The sequence below is a fragment of the Hymenobacter antarcticus genome (assembly GCF_039539545.1).
GTDB classification, from domain to species: Bacteria; Bacteroidota; Bacteroidia; order Cytophagales; family Hymenobacteraceae; genus Hymenobacter; species Hymenobacter antarcticus.
In genome coordinates this window covers 218724-236845 of sequence record NZ_BAABDI010000002.1, presented here as the reverse complement: position 1 = coordinate 236845, position 18122 = coordinate 218724, and the positions used below count along the sequence as shown (strand labels likewise).

At 59.3% G+C, this 18122-nt stretch carries 19 protein-coding genes; 11 read left to right on the top strand and 8 right to left on the bottom strand.

What is annotated here, in order from left to right:
• Positions 1 to 91: 91 nt before the first annotated feature.
• Positions 92 to 853, bottom strand: coding sequence for a monofunctional biosynthetic peptidoglycan transglycosylase (gene mtgA / locus ABD819_RS02935; RefSeq protein ID WP_345120792.1), 762 nt, complete (start codon positions 851 to 853; stop codon positions 92 to 94).
• A gap of 155 nt (positions 854 to 1008) precedes the next feature.
• On the opposite strand from mtgA, the gene ABD819_RS02930 reads away from it, so the two are divergent.
• Positions 1009 to 1644 carry an LON peptidase substrate-binding domain-containing protein gene (locus ABD819_RS02930; RefSeq protein WP_345120790.1) on the top strand — a complete coding sequence of 212 codons (636 nt, stop codon included), beginning with the start codon at positions 1009 to 1011 and terminating at the stop codon, positions 1642 to 1644.
• Between the two features lie 163 nt (positions 1645 to 1807).
• Here the strand turns inward: ABD819_RS02930 and ABD819_RS02925 are convergent, their stop codons facing one another.
• Together ABD819_RS02925 and ABD819_RS02920 are read right to left on the bottom strand one after the other, a co-directional pair.
• Positions 1808 to 2620, bottom strand: coding sequence for a M48 family metallopeptidase (locus ABD819_RS02925; RefSeq protein ID WP_345120788.1), 813 nt, complete (start codon positions 2618 to 2620; stop codon positions 1808 to 1810).
• A 112-nt stretch (positions 2621 to 2732) separates the two neighbouring features.
• Positions 2733 to 3521 (bottom strand): murein L,D-transpeptidase catalytic domain family protein, encoded by a 789-nt coding sequence (locus tag ABD819_RS02920; RefSeq protein ID WP_345120786.1) that lies wholly within the window; start codon positions 3519 to 3521, stop codon positions 2733 to 2735.
• Positions 3522 to 3646: 125 nt separating this feature from the next.
• Between ABD819_RS02920 and ABD819_RS02915 the strand changes: the two genes are divergently transcribed.
• Complete coding sequence (locus ABD819_RS02915; RefSeq protein ID WP_345120784.1) at positions 3647 to 4066, top strand: hypothetical protein; 420 nt, start codon at positions 3647 to 3649, stop codon at positions 4064 to 4066.
• Between the two features lie 81 nt (positions 4067 to 4147).
• On the opposite strand, the gene ABD819_RS02910 is transcribed toward ABD819_RS02915, so the two are convergent.
• Positions 4148 to 4483 (bottom strand): hypothetical protein, encoded by a 336-nt coding sequence (locus ABD819_RS02910; protein WP_345120782.1) that lies wholly within the window; start codon positions 4481 to 4483, stop codon positions 4148 to 4150.
• A gap of 258 nt (positions 4484 to 4741) precedes the next feature.
• Positions 4742 to 5212 carry a DUF4199 family protein gene (locus ABD819_RS02905; protein ID WP_345120780.1) on the bottom strand — a complete coding sequence of 157 codons (471 nt, stop codon included), beginning with the start codon at positions 5210 to 5212 and terminating at the stop codon, positions 4742 to 4744.
• Between the two features lie 288 nt (positions 5213 to 5500).
• Here ABD819_RS02905 and ABD819_RS02900 point away from each other — a divergent pair, with 288 nt between their 5' ends.
• Both ABD819_RS02900 and ABD819_RS02895 read left to right on the top strand, forming a co-directional pair.
• Positions 5501 to 7126, top strand: coding sequence for an ABC-F family ATP-binding cassette domain-containing protein (locus ABD819_RS02900; RefSeq protein WP_345120778.1), 1626 nt, complete (start codon positions 5501 to 5503; stop codon positions 7124 to 7126).
• A 29-nt stretch (positions 7127 to 7155) separates the two neighbouring features.
• Positions 7156 to 7980 carry a hypothetical protein gene (locus ABD819_RS02895; RefSeq protein ID WP_345120776.1) on the top strand — a complete coding sequence of 275 codons (825 nt, stop codon included), beginning with the start codon at positions 7156 to 7158 and terminating at the stop codon, positions 7978 to 7980.
• 84 nt (positions 7981 to 8064) lie between these two features.
• Here the strand turns inward: ABD819_RS02895 and ABD819_RS02890 are convergent, their stop codons facing one another.
• Positions 8065 to 8229: a lmo0937 family membrane protein gene (locus tag ABD819_RS02890; RefSeq protein WP_345120774.1), complete on the bottom strand. Its 165-nt coding sequence runs from the start codon at positions 8227 to 8229 to the stop codon at positions 8065 to 8067.
• Positions 8230 to 8431: 202 nt separating this feature from the next.
• Between ABD819_RS02890 and ABD819_RS02885 the strand changes: the two genes are divergently transcribed.
• Both ABD819_RS02885 and msrA read left to right on the top strand, forming a co-directional pair.
• Complete coding sequence (locus tag ABD819_RS02885) at positions 8432 to 9319, top strand: 3-hydroxybutyryl-CoA dehydrogenase (RefSeq protein ID WP_345120772.1); 888 nt, start codon at positions 8432 to 8434, stop codon at positions 9317 to 9319.
• A gap of 338 nt (positions 9320 to 9657) precedes the next feature.
• The gene (gene msrA / locus ABD819_RS02880; RefSeq protein WP_345120770.1) at positions 9658 to 10191 is read left to right on the top strand and encodes a peptide-methionine (S)-S-oxide reductase MsrA; all 534 of its coding nucleotides are present in this window, start codon (positions 9658 to 9660) and stop codon (positions 10189 to 10191) included.
• A 185-nt stretch (positions 10192 to 10376) separates the two neighbouring features.
• On the opposite strand, the gene ABD819_RS02875 is transcribed toward msrA, so the two are convergent.
• Positions 10377 to 11201, bottom strand: a complete 825-nt coding sequence (locus ABD819_RS02875; protein WP_345120768.1) for a 2,3,4,5-tetrahydropyridine-2,6-dicarboxylate N-succinyltransferase — start codon at positions 11199 to 11201, stop codon at positions 10377 to 10379.
• Positions 11202 to 11286: 85 nt separating this feature from the next.
• On the opposite strand from ABD819_RS02875, the gene ABD819_RS02870 reads away from it, so the two are divergent.
• From ABD819_RS02870 to ABD819_RS02850, 5 genes are all read left to right on the top strand, one after another.
• Positions 11287 to 12507 (top strand): glycosyltransferase family protein, encoded by a 1221-nt coding sequence (locus tag ABD819_RS02870; protein ID WP_345120766.1) that lies wholly within the window; start codon positions 11287 to 11289, stop codon positions 12505 to 12507.
• A 69-nt stretch (positions 12508 to 12576) separates the two neighbouring features.
• Complete coding sequence (locus ABD819_RS02865) at positions 12577 to 13587, top strand: 3-oxoacyl-ACP synthase III family protein (protein ID WP_345120764.1); 1011 nt, start codon at positions 12577 to 12579, stop codon at positions 13585 to 13587.
• Positions 13588 to 13679: 92 nt separating this feature from the next.
• Complete coding sequence (locus ABD819_RS02860; RefSeq protein WP_345120761.1) at positions 13680 to 14342, top strand: metal-dependent transcriptional regulator; 663 nt, start codon at positions 13680 to 13682, stop codon at positions 14340 to 14342.
• Positions 14339 to 15760 (top strand): tRNA uridine-5-carboxymethylaminomethyl(34) synthesis GTPase MnmE, encoded by a 1422-nt coding sequence (mnmE, locus tag ABD819_RS02855; RefSeq protein WP_345120759.1) that lies wholly within the window; start codon positions 14339 to 14341, stop codon positions 15758 to 15760. The genes ABD819_RS02860 and mnmE overlap by 4 nt, the downstream gene beginning before the upstream one ends.
• 204 nt (positions 15761 to 15964) lie before the next feature.
• A complete protein-coding gene (locus tag ABD819_RS02850) occupies positions 15965 to 17254 on the top strand; it encodes a citrate synthase (RefSeq protein ID WP_345120757.1) in 1290 nt (429 codons plus the stop codon).
• Between the two features lie 82 nt (positions 17255 to 17336).
• On the opposite strand, the gene ABD819_RS02845 is transcribed toward ABD819_RS02850, so the two are convergent.
• Complete coding sequence (locus ABD819_RS02845) at positions 17337 to 17711, bottom strand: hypothetical protein (protein WP_345120755.1); 375 nt, start codon at positions 17709 to 17711, stop codon at positions 17337 to 17339.
• Between the last annotated feature and the right edge of the window lie 411 nt (positions 17712 to 18122).

Genomic DNA, 18122 nt, shown 5'->3' with positions numbered 1-18122 from the left:
AGTACCCCGAATTTCCAATTCGGCCGAGCGAATGATGTTGGGGCAAATCGTTCTGACGGGCCGAATTGGAAATTCGGGGTACTCGTTCTGCTTATTTCAGCATATCGGCCACGTAGCGGGTGCCGCCCAGGCGGCGCATGTTGCGCAGCACCCGCCGCTGCTTGGCCCGCGCCACCGGCCCGGGGTTGGAGGCCCGGAACCGTAGCGGATTGGGCAATACGCCGGCCAGCAGCGCCGCCTCGGCCGGGCTCACCTGGCTGGCCGATTTGCCAAAGTAGCGCTGGCTGGCCGCTTCCACGCCAAAGGTGCAGTCGCCCATCTCAGCCACGCTCAGATACATTTCCATAATGCGGCGCTTGCTCCACAAAAACTCGATGAGCACCGTGAAGTAGGCTTCGGCGGCCTTGCGCACGTAGCTGCGGCCCTGCCACAGAAACACGTTTTTGGCCACCTGCTGCGTGATGGTGCTGCCGCCCACGATGTGCGTGCCGTCGCCATTCCAGTTGCGCCTGGCGGCCTTGGTCAGGGCATCCAGGTCGAAGCCGTGGTGCAGCAGAAACCGCTGGTCCTCGGCCGCTACCAGCGCCAGGGGCACATTGGGGGCCACTTCATCGAGGGTGCGAAACTGGTAGCGAATGTGCCGGGGCGCTTCCTGAATGCCATAGTAGCCCAAGCCAACAGGCGCGTGGGCGCGGCGGTCGAGCATGAGCCAGGTGGCGGGCGGCGCAACCCACCGGTAAATCAGCACCCAGGCCACCGAAGTCAGAAACAAAGCCGCCGCCACCTGCAACACCAGCCGGCCGGTTTTTTTGAGCAAAGTGGGCAGGTTCGGAAGGAGCGTAGCAGATGACATTGGGGCAAAAGTAGCGTGGCACACCGGGTTTCGTCTTTCCCACCTACCTTTCGGCTGCCTGCTGCCCGGTTTACCCGCCCACCTACCCGCAAAACCCAATTGGGTAGTCCGCTTGTTGAGGCCTCAGGTATTTTCTTCTCCCCCGTCTGCTTGCCATGGCCCGTCTGCTCCCACTGTTTCCGCTCAATCTGGTTGTTTTTCCGGGCGAAAAGCTTAACCTGCACGTCTTTGAGCCTCGCTACCGGCAGCTCGTGCGCGAGTGTATCGAGCAGAATACCACCTTCGGCATTCCGCCCTACCTCGACAACTCCCTCAGCGACCTGGGCACCGAAATGCGCCTGGTTGGCGTGGAGCAGACGTATTCCAGCGGCGAGCTCGACATTCGGACCAAGGCCGTGGGCGTGGTCCGCATCAATAAATTTTACCGCCAGGCACCGGGTAAGCTCTACGCCGGCGGCCTCGTTGAGGACGTGATGCAGGATAACGAAGCCGACCCGGTGCTGCGCGAAATCATCACCAAACAAGTGCGCCAGCTCTACGAAGCCCTCGGCCTGCGCAAGCTGCTGCTGGACCTGGCCCCCGACTACTGCATCTTCGACGTGGCCCACCACATCGGCTTCAGCACCGAGCAGGAATACCAGGTGCTGGCCACCACCAGCGAGCAGGAACGGCAGGAGCTGGTGCGCGACCACCTCGACACCATCCTCCCGGTAGTGCTCGAAACCGAGCGCCTCAAGGAGCGGGTGCGGCTCAACGGCCACTTCAAAAACCTAACCCCACCAAATTTTTGACCGCAGATTTAGCAGATTAAACAGATTTTTTGTGGCTCCGCATCATTCGGTTTTAACCAAAAAAGGCCGCTTGATAAGCGGCCTTTTTTGGTTACTGTATTAGATTGTGACAGAAAGTGCGGAACCACAAAAAATCCGTTTAAATCCGTTAAATCTGCGGTCTCTATTGCTTCAGGCCGGCTGGTACGCCCTGCGGGAACTCAGCCGCAATTTCCTTTTCCAGTTCCCCAATCCGGTTGCCGGGGTTGGGGTGGGTGCTTAGAAATTCGGGCGTGGAGCTGCGGCCGCCCTGCTGCTCCAGTATCTTCATTACCTGAATCATGGCCCGAGGGTCGTAGCCCGCTTTGGGCGTGAAATCGACGGCCAGCTTGTCGGCTTCCAGCTCGTCGTTGCGGCTGAACCGCATCCCGATTACTTTGGCAATAGCCGCCGCAATCGCGGCCTTGGCAATTGAGCTGCCGGGACTATCAGGGTCATACGAGGCGATGGAGGCAGCCCCGGCCAAGCCCTGCGTAAGGTTGGATTTGGCAACCTGCGCCGCCGAGTGCCGCCCCACTACGTGCCCAATCTCATGGGCCAGCACCCCGGCCAGCTGACCTTCGGTGGTCAGGTTTTTCAGCAGCCCCTGCGTAATGAAAACCTGCCCGCCAGGCAGGGCGAAGGCGTTGATAGTCTGGTCATCAGCCAGCAGATGAAACTGGAACTTATAGGGCGTTTTGCCGGCAATGCTGGTCGAAATCAACCGTTGGCCGACCTGCTGCACGGCCGCCGTAGCCCGGCTGTCGGGGCTTTCGCCGCCGTACTGGGCCGCCATTTCGGGGGCCGCCTGCAGGCCCAGGGCAATTTCCTGGTCGGCACTCATACTGATATGCTGCGTTTCGCCGGTCACCTCGTTTTTCGAGGTATTGAAGTAATAGCCAAATAGTGACACCGCCGCCACGATAATGGCAATGATGAAGCGGAGATTGAGACGCATGGGAAAGGAAAATTTACTGAGCGTAAGAAAAAAACTGCCGCCCCCTTCCATCCCGGAACGGCCGACAGCGCTTTTAACGCACACTTTCATTTCTGGTTATTTCCCCCGCCGGCTATCCCGGGAAGCGCGTGCCCGCGAAGGCTGCAGCCGCCCCGGCCACGTTCAGCCACTGCGACCGGTAGCCCGCCTGCGCCGGCCCATGCAGGTACAGCACGCTTCCCCCCTGAATGGCCCGCACGATGGCGGCCGTTTCGGCCACGGGCAGGGCCGGGCAGCCCTGGCTGCGGCCCAGGCGGCCGTGCGCTTTCACAAAATCCTCGCATACGTACTCGGCCCCGTGTACCACCACGGCCCGGCTTTCGGCGTTGGTATTGAAGCCGGGGTCGAGGCCCATGATTTTGAGCGAAAGGCCGTGCTTACCGTTGTAAGTACTTGGCGCGGTGCGGTAAAATCCCAGGCTGCTCATCTCGGAGCCGCCCCGGTTCGAAAAAGCCAGCGGAACATCGGCCCCACTCGCCTTGCCATGGGCCACCAGCGTGTGAAACAGCACTTTGGCCTTCTCCACGTTTATCACCCACAGTCGTTTTTGCTGGCTTGATTTGCTGAAGTCAATCAGGGTGAGCACCGGCGGGGTGCCGGGCCGCTTGCCGGCTCCGCGCAGGTTGTAGTAGCCCACCAGCCCCTCCCGAAACACGCCCAGGGGCAAGCCCGCCGCACCCAGCCCCATTTTGGCATACAGCTGCGCGGCTTGCTGCTCAAAAGCCGTTTGGTAGTAGGCCTGCCGGGCAGCCGGCGGCAGCGTAGCCATGGCTTTGGGCGCAATCACCTGGGCCCCCAGCTGCGCGGGAAGCGCCAGCATGAGCGACAGCAATCCGGTTAAAACAACCTTTTCAGGCGTCATCGGCAAAGGAAGAAAATGGTTTGCGGAATATCCCGAAGTGAGCAGTATACAATATCGAGCCAAAAATAGTGCTTAATTTCGGCGGTTGCTCAGCGATTCAGCGGCATTTCGCATTTTTTCCAACAATGTTAATATCCTATTTTCCCCAATTTTGCCGCCTGGCCGTGGTGGCAGTGTGCCTTGGCCTGCTGGCCGGTTGCGGCCACGCCCTGCCCAATCTTCCGGGCTTCGATGCCGCCGCGTGGCGTGCCGACCCCTATGCCTGCCGCGACCAGCGCCGGGCCGCCGTGCCCGTCCTGGCCCGCAACCGTGAGCGCCTCTACGACGCCCGCGCCGACGATGTAACGGCCTTATTGGGCCCGCCCGATGAGGAAGAGCTGCGCGCCAACACCGAAAAAGTATACTATTACTACCTCGAGCCGGGCACCCAATGCCAGGGCCGCCACGCCCGCTCGGGGGCCGCGTGCATCAGCCTGCGCTTTGGTGCGCTGGGCACCGTGACCGAAGTGCTGACCGACCCCCTGACCCCAGCCAAACCGTTGTAAACGCGTTTGCTATGTTATAACGACACAAAAAAACCCGTCAGGCCAATGACGGGTTTTTTTATTGTGTTGAAGCTGGCGCGTTTAGCCCAGGCCGCTTCCGGAGTTGTTCGGCTCGGTGGCCGGCTGGTTGTTGCGCTGCTGCAGCTGGCTGAGCTGCGAAGGCGTCAGAATCCGGCCGCATTCCTGCTCGTACTGGGCCTCAAGCTCGGCCGTTTTCGCATTGCGGGTAGCCTCATCGTTTTTGTACTCGCGGTTGATGCTCCTCAGACCGATGAGCTTGGTCCGGTTGATAGGCAGCAGCTTCAGGAACTGCCCCTCGTTGAGGTGCAGCCGGTTGGTCATTTCGCGGGTCATGGCCTGTGCATCCACAACCGGGGCCTTGCGATGAGTGGGATGTTCGGCTAGGCGGTCACTCATTTGGGCCTGCGCCGAGAAGGATGCGAGTGCAAGCAGCAAGGAGAAAGCCACGGGATATAATTTGCACATAACTGTTATTTTTTAGCAGGAAGAACGTATTAACTTGCCCTTGAACGAGTGCAAGGTACCGTTTAGTTTCTAAAATGTCTGATTTTTTTTATAAAAAAACGAAATATAGTCCTTGAAGATTGTAAACCGGGCAAAAAAAACAGCCCCCGAGAGGGCTGTTTAAGTAATTCGCAGGGAGCTTCTGCCTGCTTACTCCATCTTCACGATGGGCTGGTGCTCAGGGCTTTTAAAGTACTGCATGGCAATCAGCGACACGATAACCCCCGTCATGGTGCCCAGCAGAATGATACCCAGCCCCCCGATGAGCACGCCGAGGTCGGCTCCGAACAGGTCGCGGGCTTCAATTTCCTGCACGACACTCTGACTGACGCCGCCCAGCAGCCAGAAGAATACGCCCAGCGAAAACGAAGCAATTAACGCCGTGAGGATGCCAGTGCCAAAGCCGTTGAGGTACGACATATGGTCACCTTTGGCGCTCCTGTAGCGCTTGATGGCGAGCACCACGCCCACGGCAAGAATGACGATATCGAGCGTGCCAGCCTCAATCTGGTCGAGAAAACCTGCGACGGCGGCCAGGCCGGTGTACCCGATAAGCGCGGCGGCGGTGAGCCCCCCCATTCGGATGGCATTGGCTTCGAAACTCAATTTCTGGTCTAACATGGCTCAGGAAGTAAATGAAAAGTGTTAACAGAGTAGCCAGCCCAAGTGGCTTGGCGGTAGCCCCCTGAGTAGGGCGCTGCCTGATTAAACGCGAATAGAGCCCGGTGGTTTTAAGACAGGCAGCCAGGGCTGGCTGTTTTGGGCACTATTTCCAGTGCTATTTAGTTAATTTCCGCGGCCCGGGCAACAAGTTTGCGGGGCGGGATTACGGCCCGGGTCCTGTTGCGTAATTTTGGGGCTTGCCGGGCGTTTGTGCGCGGCAGTTGTCTGCTACTATTTTCTGACTGAATGATTTCGACCACCAATGTGAGCCTGCGCTACGGCAAGCGCATCCTGTTTGAAGACGTTACCGCTAAATTCCTGCCTGGCAACTGCTATGGCCTCATTGGGGCCAACGGCGCGGGTAAATCCACGTTCCTGAAAATACTCTCCGGCGAGCTGGAGCCCAATACCGGCTCGGTGGAGATGCCGGCCGGCCAGCGCCTGGCCGTGCTGAAGCAGAATCAGTTCGCCTACGACGAGCAGCCGGTGCTCCAGACCGTGATTCAGGGCCACCAGCGCCTGTATGCGGTGATGACCGAGAAAGACGCGCTCTACGCCAAGGCCGACTTCACGGATGCCGACGGCGAGCGGGCCGCCGTGCTCGAAGGCGAGTTTGCCGACCTCGAAGGCTGGAACGCCGAGTATGAGGCCGCTGAGCTGCTCTCCGGCCTCGGCATCGTGGAAGACAAGCACTACAGCCTGATGGCGGACCTGGGGGCCAGCGAAAAAGTGCGCGTGCTGCTTGCGCAAGCCCTTTTTGGCAACCCCGACGTGCTGCTGCTCGACGAACCCACCAACAACCTCGATGCCGAGAGCGTGCTCTGGCTGGAGAATTTCCTCGACTCGTTTCAGAATACGGTGATTGTGGTGAGCCACGACCGCCACTTCCTCGACGCCGTGTGCAACTACATGGCGGACCTGGATTTCGGCAAAATCACGATGTACCCCGGCAACTACACTTTCTGGTACGAAAGCAGCCAGATGGTGCTGCGCCAGCGCCAGGACGCCAACAAGAAAACTGAGGACCGCCGCAAGGAACTCGAAGAATTCGTGCGCCGCTTCTCGGCCAACGCCTCGAAATCGAAGCAGGCCACCAGCCGCCAGAAGCTGCTGCAAAAGCTGACGCTGGAGGACATCAAGCCCAGCTCGCGCCGCTACCCGTACATCGCCTTCAAATCGGACCGCGAGCCCGGCAACCAGCTCCTGACCGTGGAAAACCTGAGCGCCAAAGTCGACGGCCAGACGATTTTCAAGAACGTGAGCTTCACCCTGGATAAAAAGGACAAGGTGGCCATCGTGGGCCGCGACGACCGCGCCGCCTCGCTCCTGTTCGACATCCTGTTTGGCGAAGCGACGCCGGGTACCGGCGACGTGAAATGGGGCACCACCATCACGCCAAGCTACTTTCCGAAGGAAAACAACGACTTCTTCCAATCGGGCGAATTGAACCTGGTGGACTGGCTACGGCAGTATTCGGAAGAAAAAGACGAGAGCTTTATCCGGGGCTTCCTGGGCCGGATGCTGTTTTCGGGCGAAGAGTCGCAGAAGAAAAGCAACGTATTGAGCGGCGGCGAGAAAGTACGCTGCATGCTCTCGAAAATGATGCTGCAAGGCGGCAACGTGCAGGTACTCGATGACCCAACCAACCATTTGGACCTGGAAAGCATCACGGCCCTGAACAACGCCCTGCGCGACTACCCCGGCTCGCTGCTTTTTGCCTCGCACGACCTGCAATTCATCGATACCGTGGCCAATCGTATTATCGAGCTCACGCCCGATGGCATCATCGACCGGCGCATGAACTACGAAGAGTACCTGGCCGACGAGACGCTCAAGGCGCAGCGTCAGAAGATGTACAAGCTCGTATCCTAATTTCCCCCCACCCTTAGCCTTTCCGGCCCATGAAACGTCATTTGTTGCCCTTGCTGCTGCTTGCTGGCGTGACCGCCCTACCCACGCTATCGGTGCGGGCGCAGGACAAGCCGGTGCTGAACACGGCCCCTCCCGGCCTGCCCCCGCCGCCGCCGGCACGCCCCGTGGAGCCCACTCCTGCCCCCACGCCCGCCACGGAGCCTGAGGTTCGGGAAGCAGTGCCGGCCGCGCCACCCACACCCAACGCCCCATCGGGCATGGATTTCCCCAACCGGTCGAATACCAAGGCCGGGGGCGTGGAGACGCAGCCGCCCTCCCGCAAGTTTCTGTACACTAACCTGGGCCTGGGGTTCAACTCGGTGAGCGGAATCAGCAACTTCAACGTCAGCCTGGCACCGGCCCTGGGCTACCGCCTCACCGATAAGTTTGCCATCGGTCCCGGCGTTTCCTACTCCTACAATAACTACTCCCTCTCGCCCGAAGCTTTTTTCAACTCCTATGGCGGCAACTACCCCACCCCCAACGGCAGCCTCACCAAGAGTGGCTCAAACAGCCTTTCGAGCAGCAGCCTGGGATTCAAGGTTTTTGCGCAATACATCGTCTACAAAGAGTTTTTTATTCATGCCGAGTACGAGGTGACGGATGCCCAATTGGCCGGTTATGATTCGCAGAACTATTTGGTTAAGATTCGCAAAAGCGTGACCTCGCCTTTGGCGGGCATCGGCTACCGCTCCTATTTTGGCGATAAAACAGCGGTTGATATCGTGGGCCTATACAATTTTGGGAGTTCGGTATTCTCGCTGTATCCGGGTTTCAACCTGCGTTTTAGTCTCCTCTTTAATATTGGAAAGTAAGGGTTTCGGAGAACCCCAAACACAAAGAAGCCGGGCTGAAATTCAGCCCGGCTTCTTTGTGTTTTTTAGTTAAGCTAAGGCTTACTAGATTGGCTTTCGGCCGCTGATAACGCGGAGCAATACGGCGATAATGGCAATTACCAGCAATACGTGAATGATATTGCCCATACCAAAGCTATTGAAGCCCAGTAGGCCTACCAACCAAAGAATGATTAGGATGACGGCGATGATGTACAGCAGGTTGCCCATGGCGAGAAGATGTGAGAAAAGTGAAAGATGGGTGAAGAGTTTCTGTAGCCTTCTACGCCCCCCTTTGCAAAAGGATATCATTATTGGTAAAAATTTTGGCCTTGGCTAAACAAATTCCGTCATCACCAATAGCGGCGTAGCTTTGTTGCTGGGGCAGCGATGCCGCTATTTTTACCTCTCATCCACTCTTTTTCCGCTAGTTATGAACGTCGCCGTTATTGGCTCCGGCACCATGGGCAATGGCATTGCCCACGTTTTTGCGCAACACGGTTTTTCCGTCGCCCTCATCGATATTAACCAGCCCGCCCTGGACCGGGCCCTGGCCACCATCACCAAAAATCTGGACCGCCAGGTGGCCAAAGCCGCCCTGAGCGAGGATGACAAAGCCGCTACGCTGGGCCGCGTAAAGACCTACACGTCGATAGAAGCCGGCGTCGTCGGCGCTGGTCTGGTAGTGGAAGCCGCCACCGAAAACGTGGACCTGAAGCTGCAAATCTTCCGCGACCTCGACCAATACGCGCCTGCCGAAGCCATTCTGGCGTCGAACACGTCGTCGATTTCCATTACCAAAATTGCGGCCGTGACCAAGCGCCCGCAGCAGGTGATTGGCATGCACTTTATGAACCCCGTGCCGGTGATGAAGCTGGTGGAAGTCATTCGGGGCTACGCCACGTCCGATGCCGTAACGGCCAAGGTCATGGACCTATCTCGCCAGCTCGGCAAAACTCCCACTGAGGTGAACGACTACCCCGGTTTCGTGGCCAACCGCATTCTCATGCCCATGATTAACGAGGCCATCATCTCGCTTTTCGAAGGCGTGGCTGGCGTGGAGGAGATTGATACCGTCATGAAACTGGGCATGGCCCACCCCATGGGCCCGCTCCAACTGGCCGATTTTATTGGCCTGGATGTGTGTCTGGCCATTTTGCGCGTGCTGCACGACGGTTTTGGCAACCCCAAATACGCGCCGTGCCCCCTGCTGGTGAACATGGTGATGGCCGGCCGCCTGGGCGCGAAGTCGGGCGAAGGCTTCTACCAGTACACCGCCGGCTCGAAGGAGCTGGTGGTAGCCGAGCGGTTCCGTAAGTAGGCTTATTTCGAATTTGAAAATCCAAAAGCCGTCCGCGAGTACTCGCGGGCGGCTTTTGGATTTAGAGGGAGCGAGCCGCGAGTACTCGTTTGCGGTTTTTGATGAGCCGGAAATTAGCCGCGAGTACTCGCGGGCGGCTTTTGATAAGCCGGAAGTGGGCCGCGAGTGCTCGCTGGTGGCTCCTGATAATTCGGGAGCGGACAGCGAGTGCTCGCGGCCCACTTCCGGAGGCGCAGAAGCAGGCGCGACGTACTCGCTGCGTAACGCGGCTTGTAAGGAAATAACCTCCGCTACGTCTACCGCGTTGTTACCACAATCAACTACTTATTTCCCTACCCATGCAACAAGCAACATTCGGAGCCGGCTGCTTCTGGTGCGTCGAAGCCGTATTCCAGAATCTGAAAGGCGTTGAAAAGGTGGTATCCGGCTACGCCGGTGGCCGCAACAGAAACCCGACCTACAAAGAAGTTTGCAGCGGCCTCACGGGCCACGCCGAAGTCATTGACATCACCTTCGACCCGGCCGTGATTACCTACACGGAGCTGCTGGAGATTTTCTGGAAAACCCACGACCCCACCACCCCCAACCGCCAGGGAGCCGATGCCGGCACGCAGTACCGCTCGGTCATTTATTACCACAATGACGAGCAAAAGCAGCTCGCCGAAGAATACAAGAAGAAGCTCAACGACGGCCACGCCTTCCCCGACCCCGTGGTGACGGAAATCACGGCCGCCCCGGAATTCTTCCCGGCTGAGAATTACCACCAGAACTACTTCAACCTGCACGGCCACGAGCCCTACTGCCAGTTTGTGGCCCGGCCCAAGGTGGACAAGGTGAAGGCCCTGTTTGGCGATAAGCTGAAGGCTGTCTGAACCGCGGATTTATCGGATTTAGCGGATTAGTCGGATTTTGTGGTCGACTATCGAAATAAAATCAATAGAAAAGGCTGCCTATCAGGCAGCCTTTTCTATTGCAGGTGCTTAAGCAGCCCTTTTGGTGCCGGCAAAAAGCCAGCCACGAAATCCGACTAATCCGCTAAATCCGATAAATCCGCGGTTCAGACACTCACCCCAAAGTCCCGCAGTGCGTCGTTCAGACTCGTTTTTAAGTCCGTGCTCGGCTTGCGCTGACCGATAATAAGGGCGCAGGGAACCTGGTAGATTCCGGCCGGAAACTGCTTGGGAATGGAGCCCGGAATGACCACGGAGCGCGGGGGCACGTAGCCCCGGTACTCCTTAGGCTCGGGGCCCGTGACATCGATAATTTTAGTGCTGCCGGTGATAGTGACGCCCGCGCCAATCACCGCCTCCTTGCCGATGCGGCAGCCTTCGACCAGAATGCTGCGCGAGCCGATGAAGGCCCCGTCCTCGATGATAACGGGAGCCGCCTGCACGGGCTCCAGCACGCCGCCCAGGCCCACGCCGCCGCTCAGGTGCACCCCTTTGCCCACCTGGGCGCAGCTGCCCACGGTGGCCCAAGTGTCCACCATGGTGCCTTCGCCCACGTAGGCCCCAATGTTGGTGTAGCTGGGCATGAGGATGACGCCGGGGGCCAGAAATGAGCCGTAGCGGGCCACGGCCGGCGGCACCACGCGCACCTGCTGGCCGGCGTAGTCGGTTTTGAGCAGCATTTTGTCGTGGTACTCGAAGGGCCCTACTTCCTGGGTGCTCATCTGCCGCAGCGGGAAGTAGAGAATGACGGCCTTTTTCACCCATTCGTTGATGGTCCACTCGCCGCCGTCTTCGGTGGGTGGGGTCGCTACGCGCAAACGGCCCTTATCCAGCTCCTCGATGACATGCTCGATGGCGGCTTTGGTTTCGGGCGTTTGGAGCAGGGCGCGGTCGGCCCAGGCAGCTTCAATTTGGGTTTGCAAATCAGCCATGTTAAAACGGAAAAATAATCGATAAAAAAAGCCTGCGCAGAACCGCGCGGCTCGTTGGAAACAGCAAAACTAGCATCTTTGGCCCGTGCTTGGCTCTGATTCTTCCAATTTAGTGGTGCTGCTGGCCTCCGTCCTCAAGCCGGTGGATGATACCCGCATGCACGGCAAGTTTGCGCGCACCCTCAGCAGCCGGCTCGGTACGCGGGTGCATGTGGCCGGCCGGGCGGCCGGCCCGGCCGGCGCTGTTGGTTCGGCAACCGGCGTTCAGCAGCATCCTATCTTCAGCGGCTCCCGCCTGAGTCTGACCCGACTGGCGGCGCAGTGGCGCTACTGGCGACTGCTGCAACGCCTGCGGCCGGCGTTGGTAATAGTGCATGCGCCGGAGCTGCTGCCGCTCACGATGTTGTGGCAGATAGTGGGTCGGCAACGGCAGTTTCTGTACGACATCCGGGAGAATTACGCCCTGAATGTGAGCACGCAGCAGGTCTATCGGGGCCGGACGCGGCGCTGGCTGGCGGCGGGGCTGCGCTGGGTAGAGACCCTGGCGGCCCGCCGGGCCGGTGGCCTGCTACTAGCCGAAGCCAGCTACGCCAGCGAGCTACCGTTTCTGCACGAGCAGCCAGCCAACCGCGTGCTCGTCCTCGAAAATAAGTATCAGCCCGCCGAGGGCGAGGCATTACGCAGCCAGCCACAGCCGCTACCACCACCAGCCGAGCCGTTGCGGCTGCTCTATTCGGGCACTATCTCGGAGCTGAACGGCGTGTGGGAAGCCATCGACCTGGCCCGGGGCCTGCATGCCGCCTGGCCCGGCGGAGCTCACCTGACCATCATCGGATTTTGCCAGCAGCCGGCGCTGCTCGCCCAGTTGGAGGCCGTGGTAGCCCGGCATCCGGTCTGGCTCACGCTCATCGGCGGTGGGCAGGCCGTGTCGCACCGCCACATCGTAGCCGAAATAAGCCGCAGCCATGTGGGGCTGCTGCCCTACCGGCCCCACCCCAGCACGGAACGCTGCCGGCCCACCAAGCTATTTGAGTACCTGGCCCACGGCCTGCCGGTCGTGGCCTCGCCCAACGCCTTGTGGCAGGAATTGCTCAGCCGCCACGGGGCGGGACTTTCGCTGGATTTCACGCGTCCGGAGGCGGGAGCAATGCTGGCGGCCCGGTTGCGGGGCACCGTTTTTTACCCCCAGGGCGTGCCTGGCGACGTACTATGGGAACCGGAAGGCAAAAAATTGTGGCTTTTGCTGGATTCTCTCTTTAAAACTGCCACCTTTGCGCCCCATTTTGCGCCAATCGCGCACCGCTGAATTCATTGGGTGCCGACTTGTTTTGCGCCTTGCTTACCCCCCACGAAATCCCACTCATCTTCCCTATTCATGGCAACTTTACGTCATTCTTACATTGCCGGAGTCGGCCACTACGTCCCGAGCCGGGTGGTTACAAACGCCGAACTGGAACCGGTGATGAACACCTCCGATGCCTGGATTCAGGAGCGCACCGGCATTCAGGAGCGCCGCTGGTTTGAGGAAGGCAAGGACACCACCGCCAACATGGGGGCCAACGCCTCGCGCAAAGCCCTGGAAATGGCCGGCGTGCAGCCCAACGACGTGCAGCTGATTGTGTTTGCCACGCTCTCCCCCGATTATTTCTTTCCCGGCTCGGGGGTACTGCTGCAGCGCGAGCTGGGCATGACCAACAACTGCCCGGCGCTGGATGTGCGCAACCAGTGCTCTGGCTTCATCTACGCCCTCTCGGTGGCCGACCAGTTCATCCGCACCGGCATGTACGACACGGTGCTGGTAGTGGGCTCTGAAATCCACTCCTCGGGCCTCGATAAGTCGCCGGAAGGCCGCGGAGTTTCGGTTATTTTCGGCGATGGCGCGGGTGCCGTGGTGCTCCGGCCCAGCACCCAGGACGGCCAGGGCATCCTCAGCACCCACCTGCATTCACAGGGCGAGCACGCCGAGGAGCTCATCGTGCGCGAACCCAGCTCGAACCGCGAAAACCGCATCGAGTACATCATGAATAACAAGCCCGAGCTGTACCCCTACATGAACGGCCAGAACGTGTTCAAGCACGCCGTGGTGCGCTTTCCGCAGGTCATCAAAGAGGCGCTGGACCAGAACGGCCTGCAGTCGTCCGATATCGACATGCTCATTCCGCACCAGGCCAACCTGCGCATCACGCAGTACGTGCAGCAGAAAATGGGCCTGAGCGACGACAAGATTTTCAGCAATATTCAGCGCTACGGCAACACCACCGCCGCGTCGGTGCCCCTGGCCCTGAGCGAGGCCGTGCAGGAAGGCAAAATCAAGCGCGGCGACCTGGTGTGCCTGGCCGCCTTCGGCTCCGGCTTCACCTGGGCCTCGGCTCTGATAAAATGGTAGTTATTTAAAGTTAAAAGTTGAGAGTTAAAAGTTAAAACACGGCCATTAGCTCCATCTTTCTCACTTTTAACTCTCAACTTTTAACTCACCTGATGCCCAGCCAAACCGAGGAAAACTACCTCAAAGCCATTTATAAGCTGGCCGAAGCCGAGCCGGAATCCACGGGGGTAAGTACCAACCGCATCGCGGCCGCGCTGGCCACCCGCGCCGCTTCGGTCACCGACATGCTCCGCCGCCTAGCCGACAAGCAGCTGCTGAATTACGAGAAGTACCGCGGCGTGCAGCTCACTGCCGAAGGCCAGCGGCTGGCCCTGCTCACCATCCGCAAGCACCGGCTGTGGGAGGTATTTCTGGTGCAGCAGCTTGGCTTCAATTGGGATGAGGTGCACGAGGTGGCCGAGGAGCTGGAGCACGTGCAGTCGCCGCTGCTCATGCGGCGGCTCGATGCCTTCCTGGGCTACCCCGCCCTAGACCCCCACGGCGACCCCATTCCGGCCGAGGACGGGGCCGTGCGCCGCCCCGCCACCCGCCTGCTGGCCGACCTGGACATGAGCGAAACCGGCACCCTGGCCGCCGTCAAAAACACCTCCGCACCCTTCCTGCGATACCTCGACAAAGTAGGTCTTCAGCTGGGAGCGGCTATTGAAGTACTGGATAAGGTGCCGTTTGATAACTCGTTGGAAATCCGAATAAATCGCGAGCGAAGCGTACTTGTTTCAGCCGAAGTAAGCCGCAATTTGTTTGTCACTGAATGAGTCCGCTTTTCTCCGATACCATCGTCGCGCTATCAACACCGCCGGGGGCGGGCGCGCTGGCCGTGCTGCGGCTTTCCGGGCCGGCCGCCGTGGCCATCACGGCGGCCCTCTTTTCCAAGCAGAGCTTTGCCCGGGCCGCCGGCCACACCCTGCACTATGGCACGCTGCGCAATCCCGGCAGCGGCGAAGTCCTTGATGAAGTAGTGGCGGCCCTCTACCGCGCCCCTCGCTCCTTCACCCGCGAAGACGTGGTCGAAATCAGCTGCCACGGCTCCGACTACGTGGTACGCCAGGTGCTGGCCGCGCTGCTGCGCGAAGGAGCGCGCTTAGCCGAAGCCGGCGAGTTCACCAAGCGTGCTTTCCTGAATGGCGCGATGGACCTGGCCCAGGCCGAAGCCGTAGCCGACCTCATCGCCGCCGACTCCGCCCTGAGCCACCGTGTGGCCCTGAACCAGCTGCGCGGCGGCTTCTCGCAGGAGCTGCGCGAGCTGCGGGGACGGCTCATCAAGTTCGCGGCGCTGCTGGAGCTGGAGCTGGATTTCGGGGAAGAGGACGTGGAGTTTGCCGACCGCACCGGCCTGGCGCACCTGCTGGCCGAAGTGCGGGCCGTGGTCGCGGGCCTGCTCCGCTCCTTCGAGCTCGGCAATGTTATTAAGAATGGCATCACGGCCGTCATCGCCGGCCGGCCCAATGCGGGCAAGTCGACACTGCTGAACGCGCTGCTGCGCGAGGAGCGCGCCATCGTTTCGGCCATTCCTGGCACCACCCGCGACTTCATCGAAGACGAAGTGAGTATTGATAGCCTGCGGTTTCGGTTTGTGGACACGGCCGGCCTGCGGGATAATCCGGCCGATGAAGTGGAAGCCATTGGCGTGGCCCGCACCCGGCAGCGCGTGCGCCAGGCAGCCCTGTTGCTCTACCTGTTCGACCTGACGGAGCTAAGCCCGGCCGAAGTGCGGGCCGAAATCCAGGAGTTGACCACCGGCCTGGATTTGCCGGTGCTGGCCGTCGGCAACAAAACCGACCTCGCGTCGGCCGAGGCTATGGCCGCTTTCAGCAATGAGTTTCGGTCGAGCCAGACCAATCAATTCTCCGAAATGCCTTTGGTGTTCCTGGCTGCCGGCCAGAATCAGGGCCTCGAAGCGCTGCAGGCTGCCCTGGTGGGCCAGGTGCGCGGCACGGCCCTAGAAAACAACGCCTCGGCCACCATCGTAACCAACGTGCGCCACGCCCGCGCCCTGGAAACCGCCGCGAGCCACCTCGCCGCCGTTCAGGCGGGCCTCGACACCGGCCTTGGCACCGAGTTGCTGGCCGCCGACCTGCGCCACGCCCTGGCGGCCCTGGGCGAGATTACCGGCGAAATTTCCTCCGAAGACCTGCTCACCAGCATATTCACCCAATTCTGTATCGGCAAGTAGGCTCGGTTGGCCGTTTCATCAGGCAACAGTTGCTGAAATCTTCGCAAACGTTACCAAACGTCCAACGGGCGAGCTCAAGGCCGATTTTGGAAACTTCTGGTCCACTTTACCAGTAAGAAATGTACCTGAAAGTGCCGAAAAATTTCCCGGCTTACGGCCTATGGCTTAGTTTCGCACTCTATTTCCCTCTCATCCCTCCCGCCCATGGCAGAAACTGCTGAACTCATCCTCGACGGCAAATCCATCACCTTGCCCGTTATCGAAGGCACCGAACACGAAAAAGCGTTTGATATCGGTAAGCTGCGCGACCAGACCGGCTACGTTACCCTTGATTCGGGCTACAAAAACACCGGTGCCACCAAAAGCGCCATCACCTTTCTCGACGGCGAGGAAGGCATTCTGCGCTACCGGGGCTACCCCATTGAGCAGCTGGCCGAAAAGTCGAGCTTTCTGGAAGTTGCCTACCTGCTGATTTACGGCGCACTGCCGACGGAAAAAGAATTCAAGGACTTCCAGTACCAAATCACGCAGCATACCCTCGTCCACGAGGATATCCGCAAGATTCTCGACGGCTTCCCGTCGTCGGCCCACCCCATGGGCATCTTGTCGTCGCTGATTTGCTCGCTGACGGCCTTCTACCCCAAGAGCATCGCGCCCGAAATCAGCAAGGAAGAGCTGGACCTGAACATCGTGCGCCTCATGGCCAAGATTTCGACCATCGCCGCCTGGAGCTACAAAAACTCGGTGGGCCACCCGCTCATCTACCCGCGCAACGACCTCGACTATTGCGCCAACTTCCTGTACATGATGTTCAGCTTCCCCACCGAGAAGTATGAAATTAACCCCATCGTGGTGAGTGCCCTCAACAAGCTGCTCATCCTGCACGCCGACCACGAGCAGAACTGCTCCACTAGCACCGTGCGCCTCGTGGGCTCGGCCAACGCCAGCCTCTACGGCTCGGTTTCGGCCGGCATCAATGCCCTGTGGGGCCCTCTGCACGGCGGTGCCAACCAGGAAGTGGTGGAAATGCTGGAAGCCATTGAGGCCGACGGCGGCGACACCAGCAAGTGGATTGACAAGGCCAAATCCAAGGACGACTCGTTCCGCCTCATGGGCTTCGGCCACCGCGTGTACAAAAACTTCGACCCCCGCGCTACCATCATCAAGAAGGCGGCCGACGAAGTGCTGCAAGCCCTGGGCCTGCAGGACAGCCCCCTGCTGAAAATCGCCCAGGAGTTGGAGCAAGCCGCTCTCACCGACCAGTATTTCATCGAGCGCAAGCTCTACCCGAACGTCGATTTCTACTCCGGCATCATCTACAAAGCCCTGGGCATCCCCACCGAGATGTTCACCGTGATGTTTGCCCTGGGCCGCCTGCCCGGCTGGATTGCCCAGTGGAAGGAAATGCGCGAGAACAAAGAGCCCATCGGCCGTCCCCGCCAGATTTATACCGGCGAGCTGGAGCGCGACTACAAAGAAATGAGCGCCCGCTAAAGGCCCGCTGATTTCCATAAAAACAAAAAGCCCGCTCTATGGAGCGGGCTTTTTCGTGTCCGGCTGGTGGGGAGGGCCTCCCCTATTTCAGGCGGTGCGCGGTAAAGTTGGTGCGCAGGGCCTGGTAAGCCAGCAGCTGCTGGGGCCGGAGCAAGTCGGCCAGCCCATTTTCGTAGCGCATCTGGGCCATGGCCAAGCGGGAATCCCGCTCTTCGGCGCTGGCACCGTTGAGCAGAATCTCCAGGTCACGCCGCTCGGTGAGCATTTCGAGGTGCAGCTGCTTCACGGCCAGGTACTGGGCCTCGTTGAAAGGAATGTGCTGCGCCAGCGCCCGGGTGAGCGTGGTAGCGCGGGTCATCATCGCCTTTGAGTAAGAACCGTCGCCGGGGCCAGCCATGGCAACCGGGGCAACGCTAACACTCGCGGCAAAGCAAGTGGCCAGGATGAAATTTTTCATGGGTTTGGGGATAATGGTGAAAAGATGAGTCGTGAGGTCCGGTTATGTGCTATTGACTGGACCAAACGTAATCAATAATTTCTTTTGCACGAAAAATATTTTTTATGGCACTTTTTTAATTAGCTAATCCTTGTCCGCATCGTTAACAACCTCATTAATAATTAACTAGACTCCGCAAAAAAACTCGCTGATGAAGCAAAAAAAAAGCTCGCCAACGGGCGAGCCATACTTTTTTGCCGCATAAGTACAATTATAATTTCACTTGATTAAAGTATTACTTTAGGTAAATCAGCTGATTTTTGCCGTTTTGGAAGGCACTTCATCCAATACGTTAATTACCCCAATGACTGATTATTGGGGTAAAATCCCCACCAAAGGCTACATCACTACTCTAGAAAAGCACAGAATGCT

Bases quoted from the DNA above. Each gene is read 5' to 3' on its own strand.
- mtgA (WP_345120792.1), bottom strand. From the start codon at position 853: ATGTCATCTGCTACGCTCCTTCCGAACCTGCCCACTTTGCTCAAAAAA.
- ABD819_RS02930 (WP_345120790.1), top strand. From the start codon at position 1,009: ATGGCCCGTCTGCTCCCACTGTTTCCGCTCAATCTGGTTGTTTTTCCG.
- ABD819_RS02925 (WP_345120788.1), bottom strand. From the start codon at position 2,620: ATGCGTCTCAATCTCCGCTTCATCATTGCCATTATCGTGGCGGCGGTG.
- ABD819_RS02920 (WP_345120786.1), bottom strand. From the start codon at position 3,521: ATGACGCCTGAAAAGGTTGTTTTAACCGGATTGCTGTCGCTCATGCTG.
- ABD819_RS02915 (WP_345120784.1), top strand. From the start codon at position 3,647: ATGTTAATATCCTATTTTCCCCAATTTTGCCGCCTGGCCGTGGTGGCA.
- ABD819_RS02910 (WP_345120782.1), bottom strand. From the start codon at position 4,483: ATGAGTGACCGCCTAGCCGAACATCCCACTCATCGCAAGGCCCCGGTT.
- ABD819_RS02905 (WP_345120780.1), bottom strand. From the start codon at position 5,212: ATGTTAGACCAGAAATTGAGTTTCGAAGCCAATGCCATCCGAATGGGG.
- ABD819_RS02900 (WP_345120778.1), top strand. From the start codon at position 5,501: ATGATTTCGACCACCAATGTGAGCCTGCGCTACGGCAAGCGCATCCTG.
- ABD819_RS02895 (WP_345120776.1), top strand. From the start codon at position 7,156: ATGAAACGTCATTTGTTGCCCTTGCTGCTGCTTGCTGGCGTGACCGCC.
- ABD819_RS02890 (WP_345120774.1), bottom strand. From the start codon at position 8,229: ATGGGCAACCTGCTGTACATCATCGCCGTCATCCTAATCATTCTTTGG.
- ABD819_RS02885 (WP_345120772.1), top strand. From the start codon at position 8,432: ATGAACGTCGCCGTTATTGGCTCCGGCACCATGGGCAATGGCATTGCC.
- msrA (WP_345120770.1), top strand. From the start codon at position 9,658: ATGCAACAAGCAACATTCGGAGCCGGCTGCTTCTGGTGCGTCGAAGCC.
- ABD819_RS02875 (WP_345120768.1), bottom strand. From the start codon at position 11,201: ATGGCTGATTTGCAAACCCAAATTGAAGCTGCCTGGGCCGACCGCGCC.
- ABD819_RS02865 (WP_345120764.1), top strand. From the start codon at position 12,577: ATGGCAACTTTACGTCATTCTTACATTGCCGGAGTCGGCCACTACGTC.
- ABD819_RS02860 (WP_345120761.1), top strand. From the start codon at position 13,680: ATGCCCAGCCAAACCGAGGAAAACTACCTCAAAGCCATTTATAAGCTG.
- mnmE (WP_345120759.1), top strand. From the start codon at position 14,339: ATGAGTCCGCTTTTCTCCGATACCATCGTCGCGCTATCAACACCGCCG.
- ABD819_RS02850 (WP_345120757.1), top strand. From the start codon at position 15,965: ATGGCAGAAACTGCTGAACTCATCCTCGACGGCAAATCCATCACCTTG.
- ABD819_RS02845 (WP_345120755.1), bottom strand. From the start codon at position 17,711: ATGAAAAATTTCATCCTGGCCACTTGCTTTGCCGCGAGTGTTAGCGTT.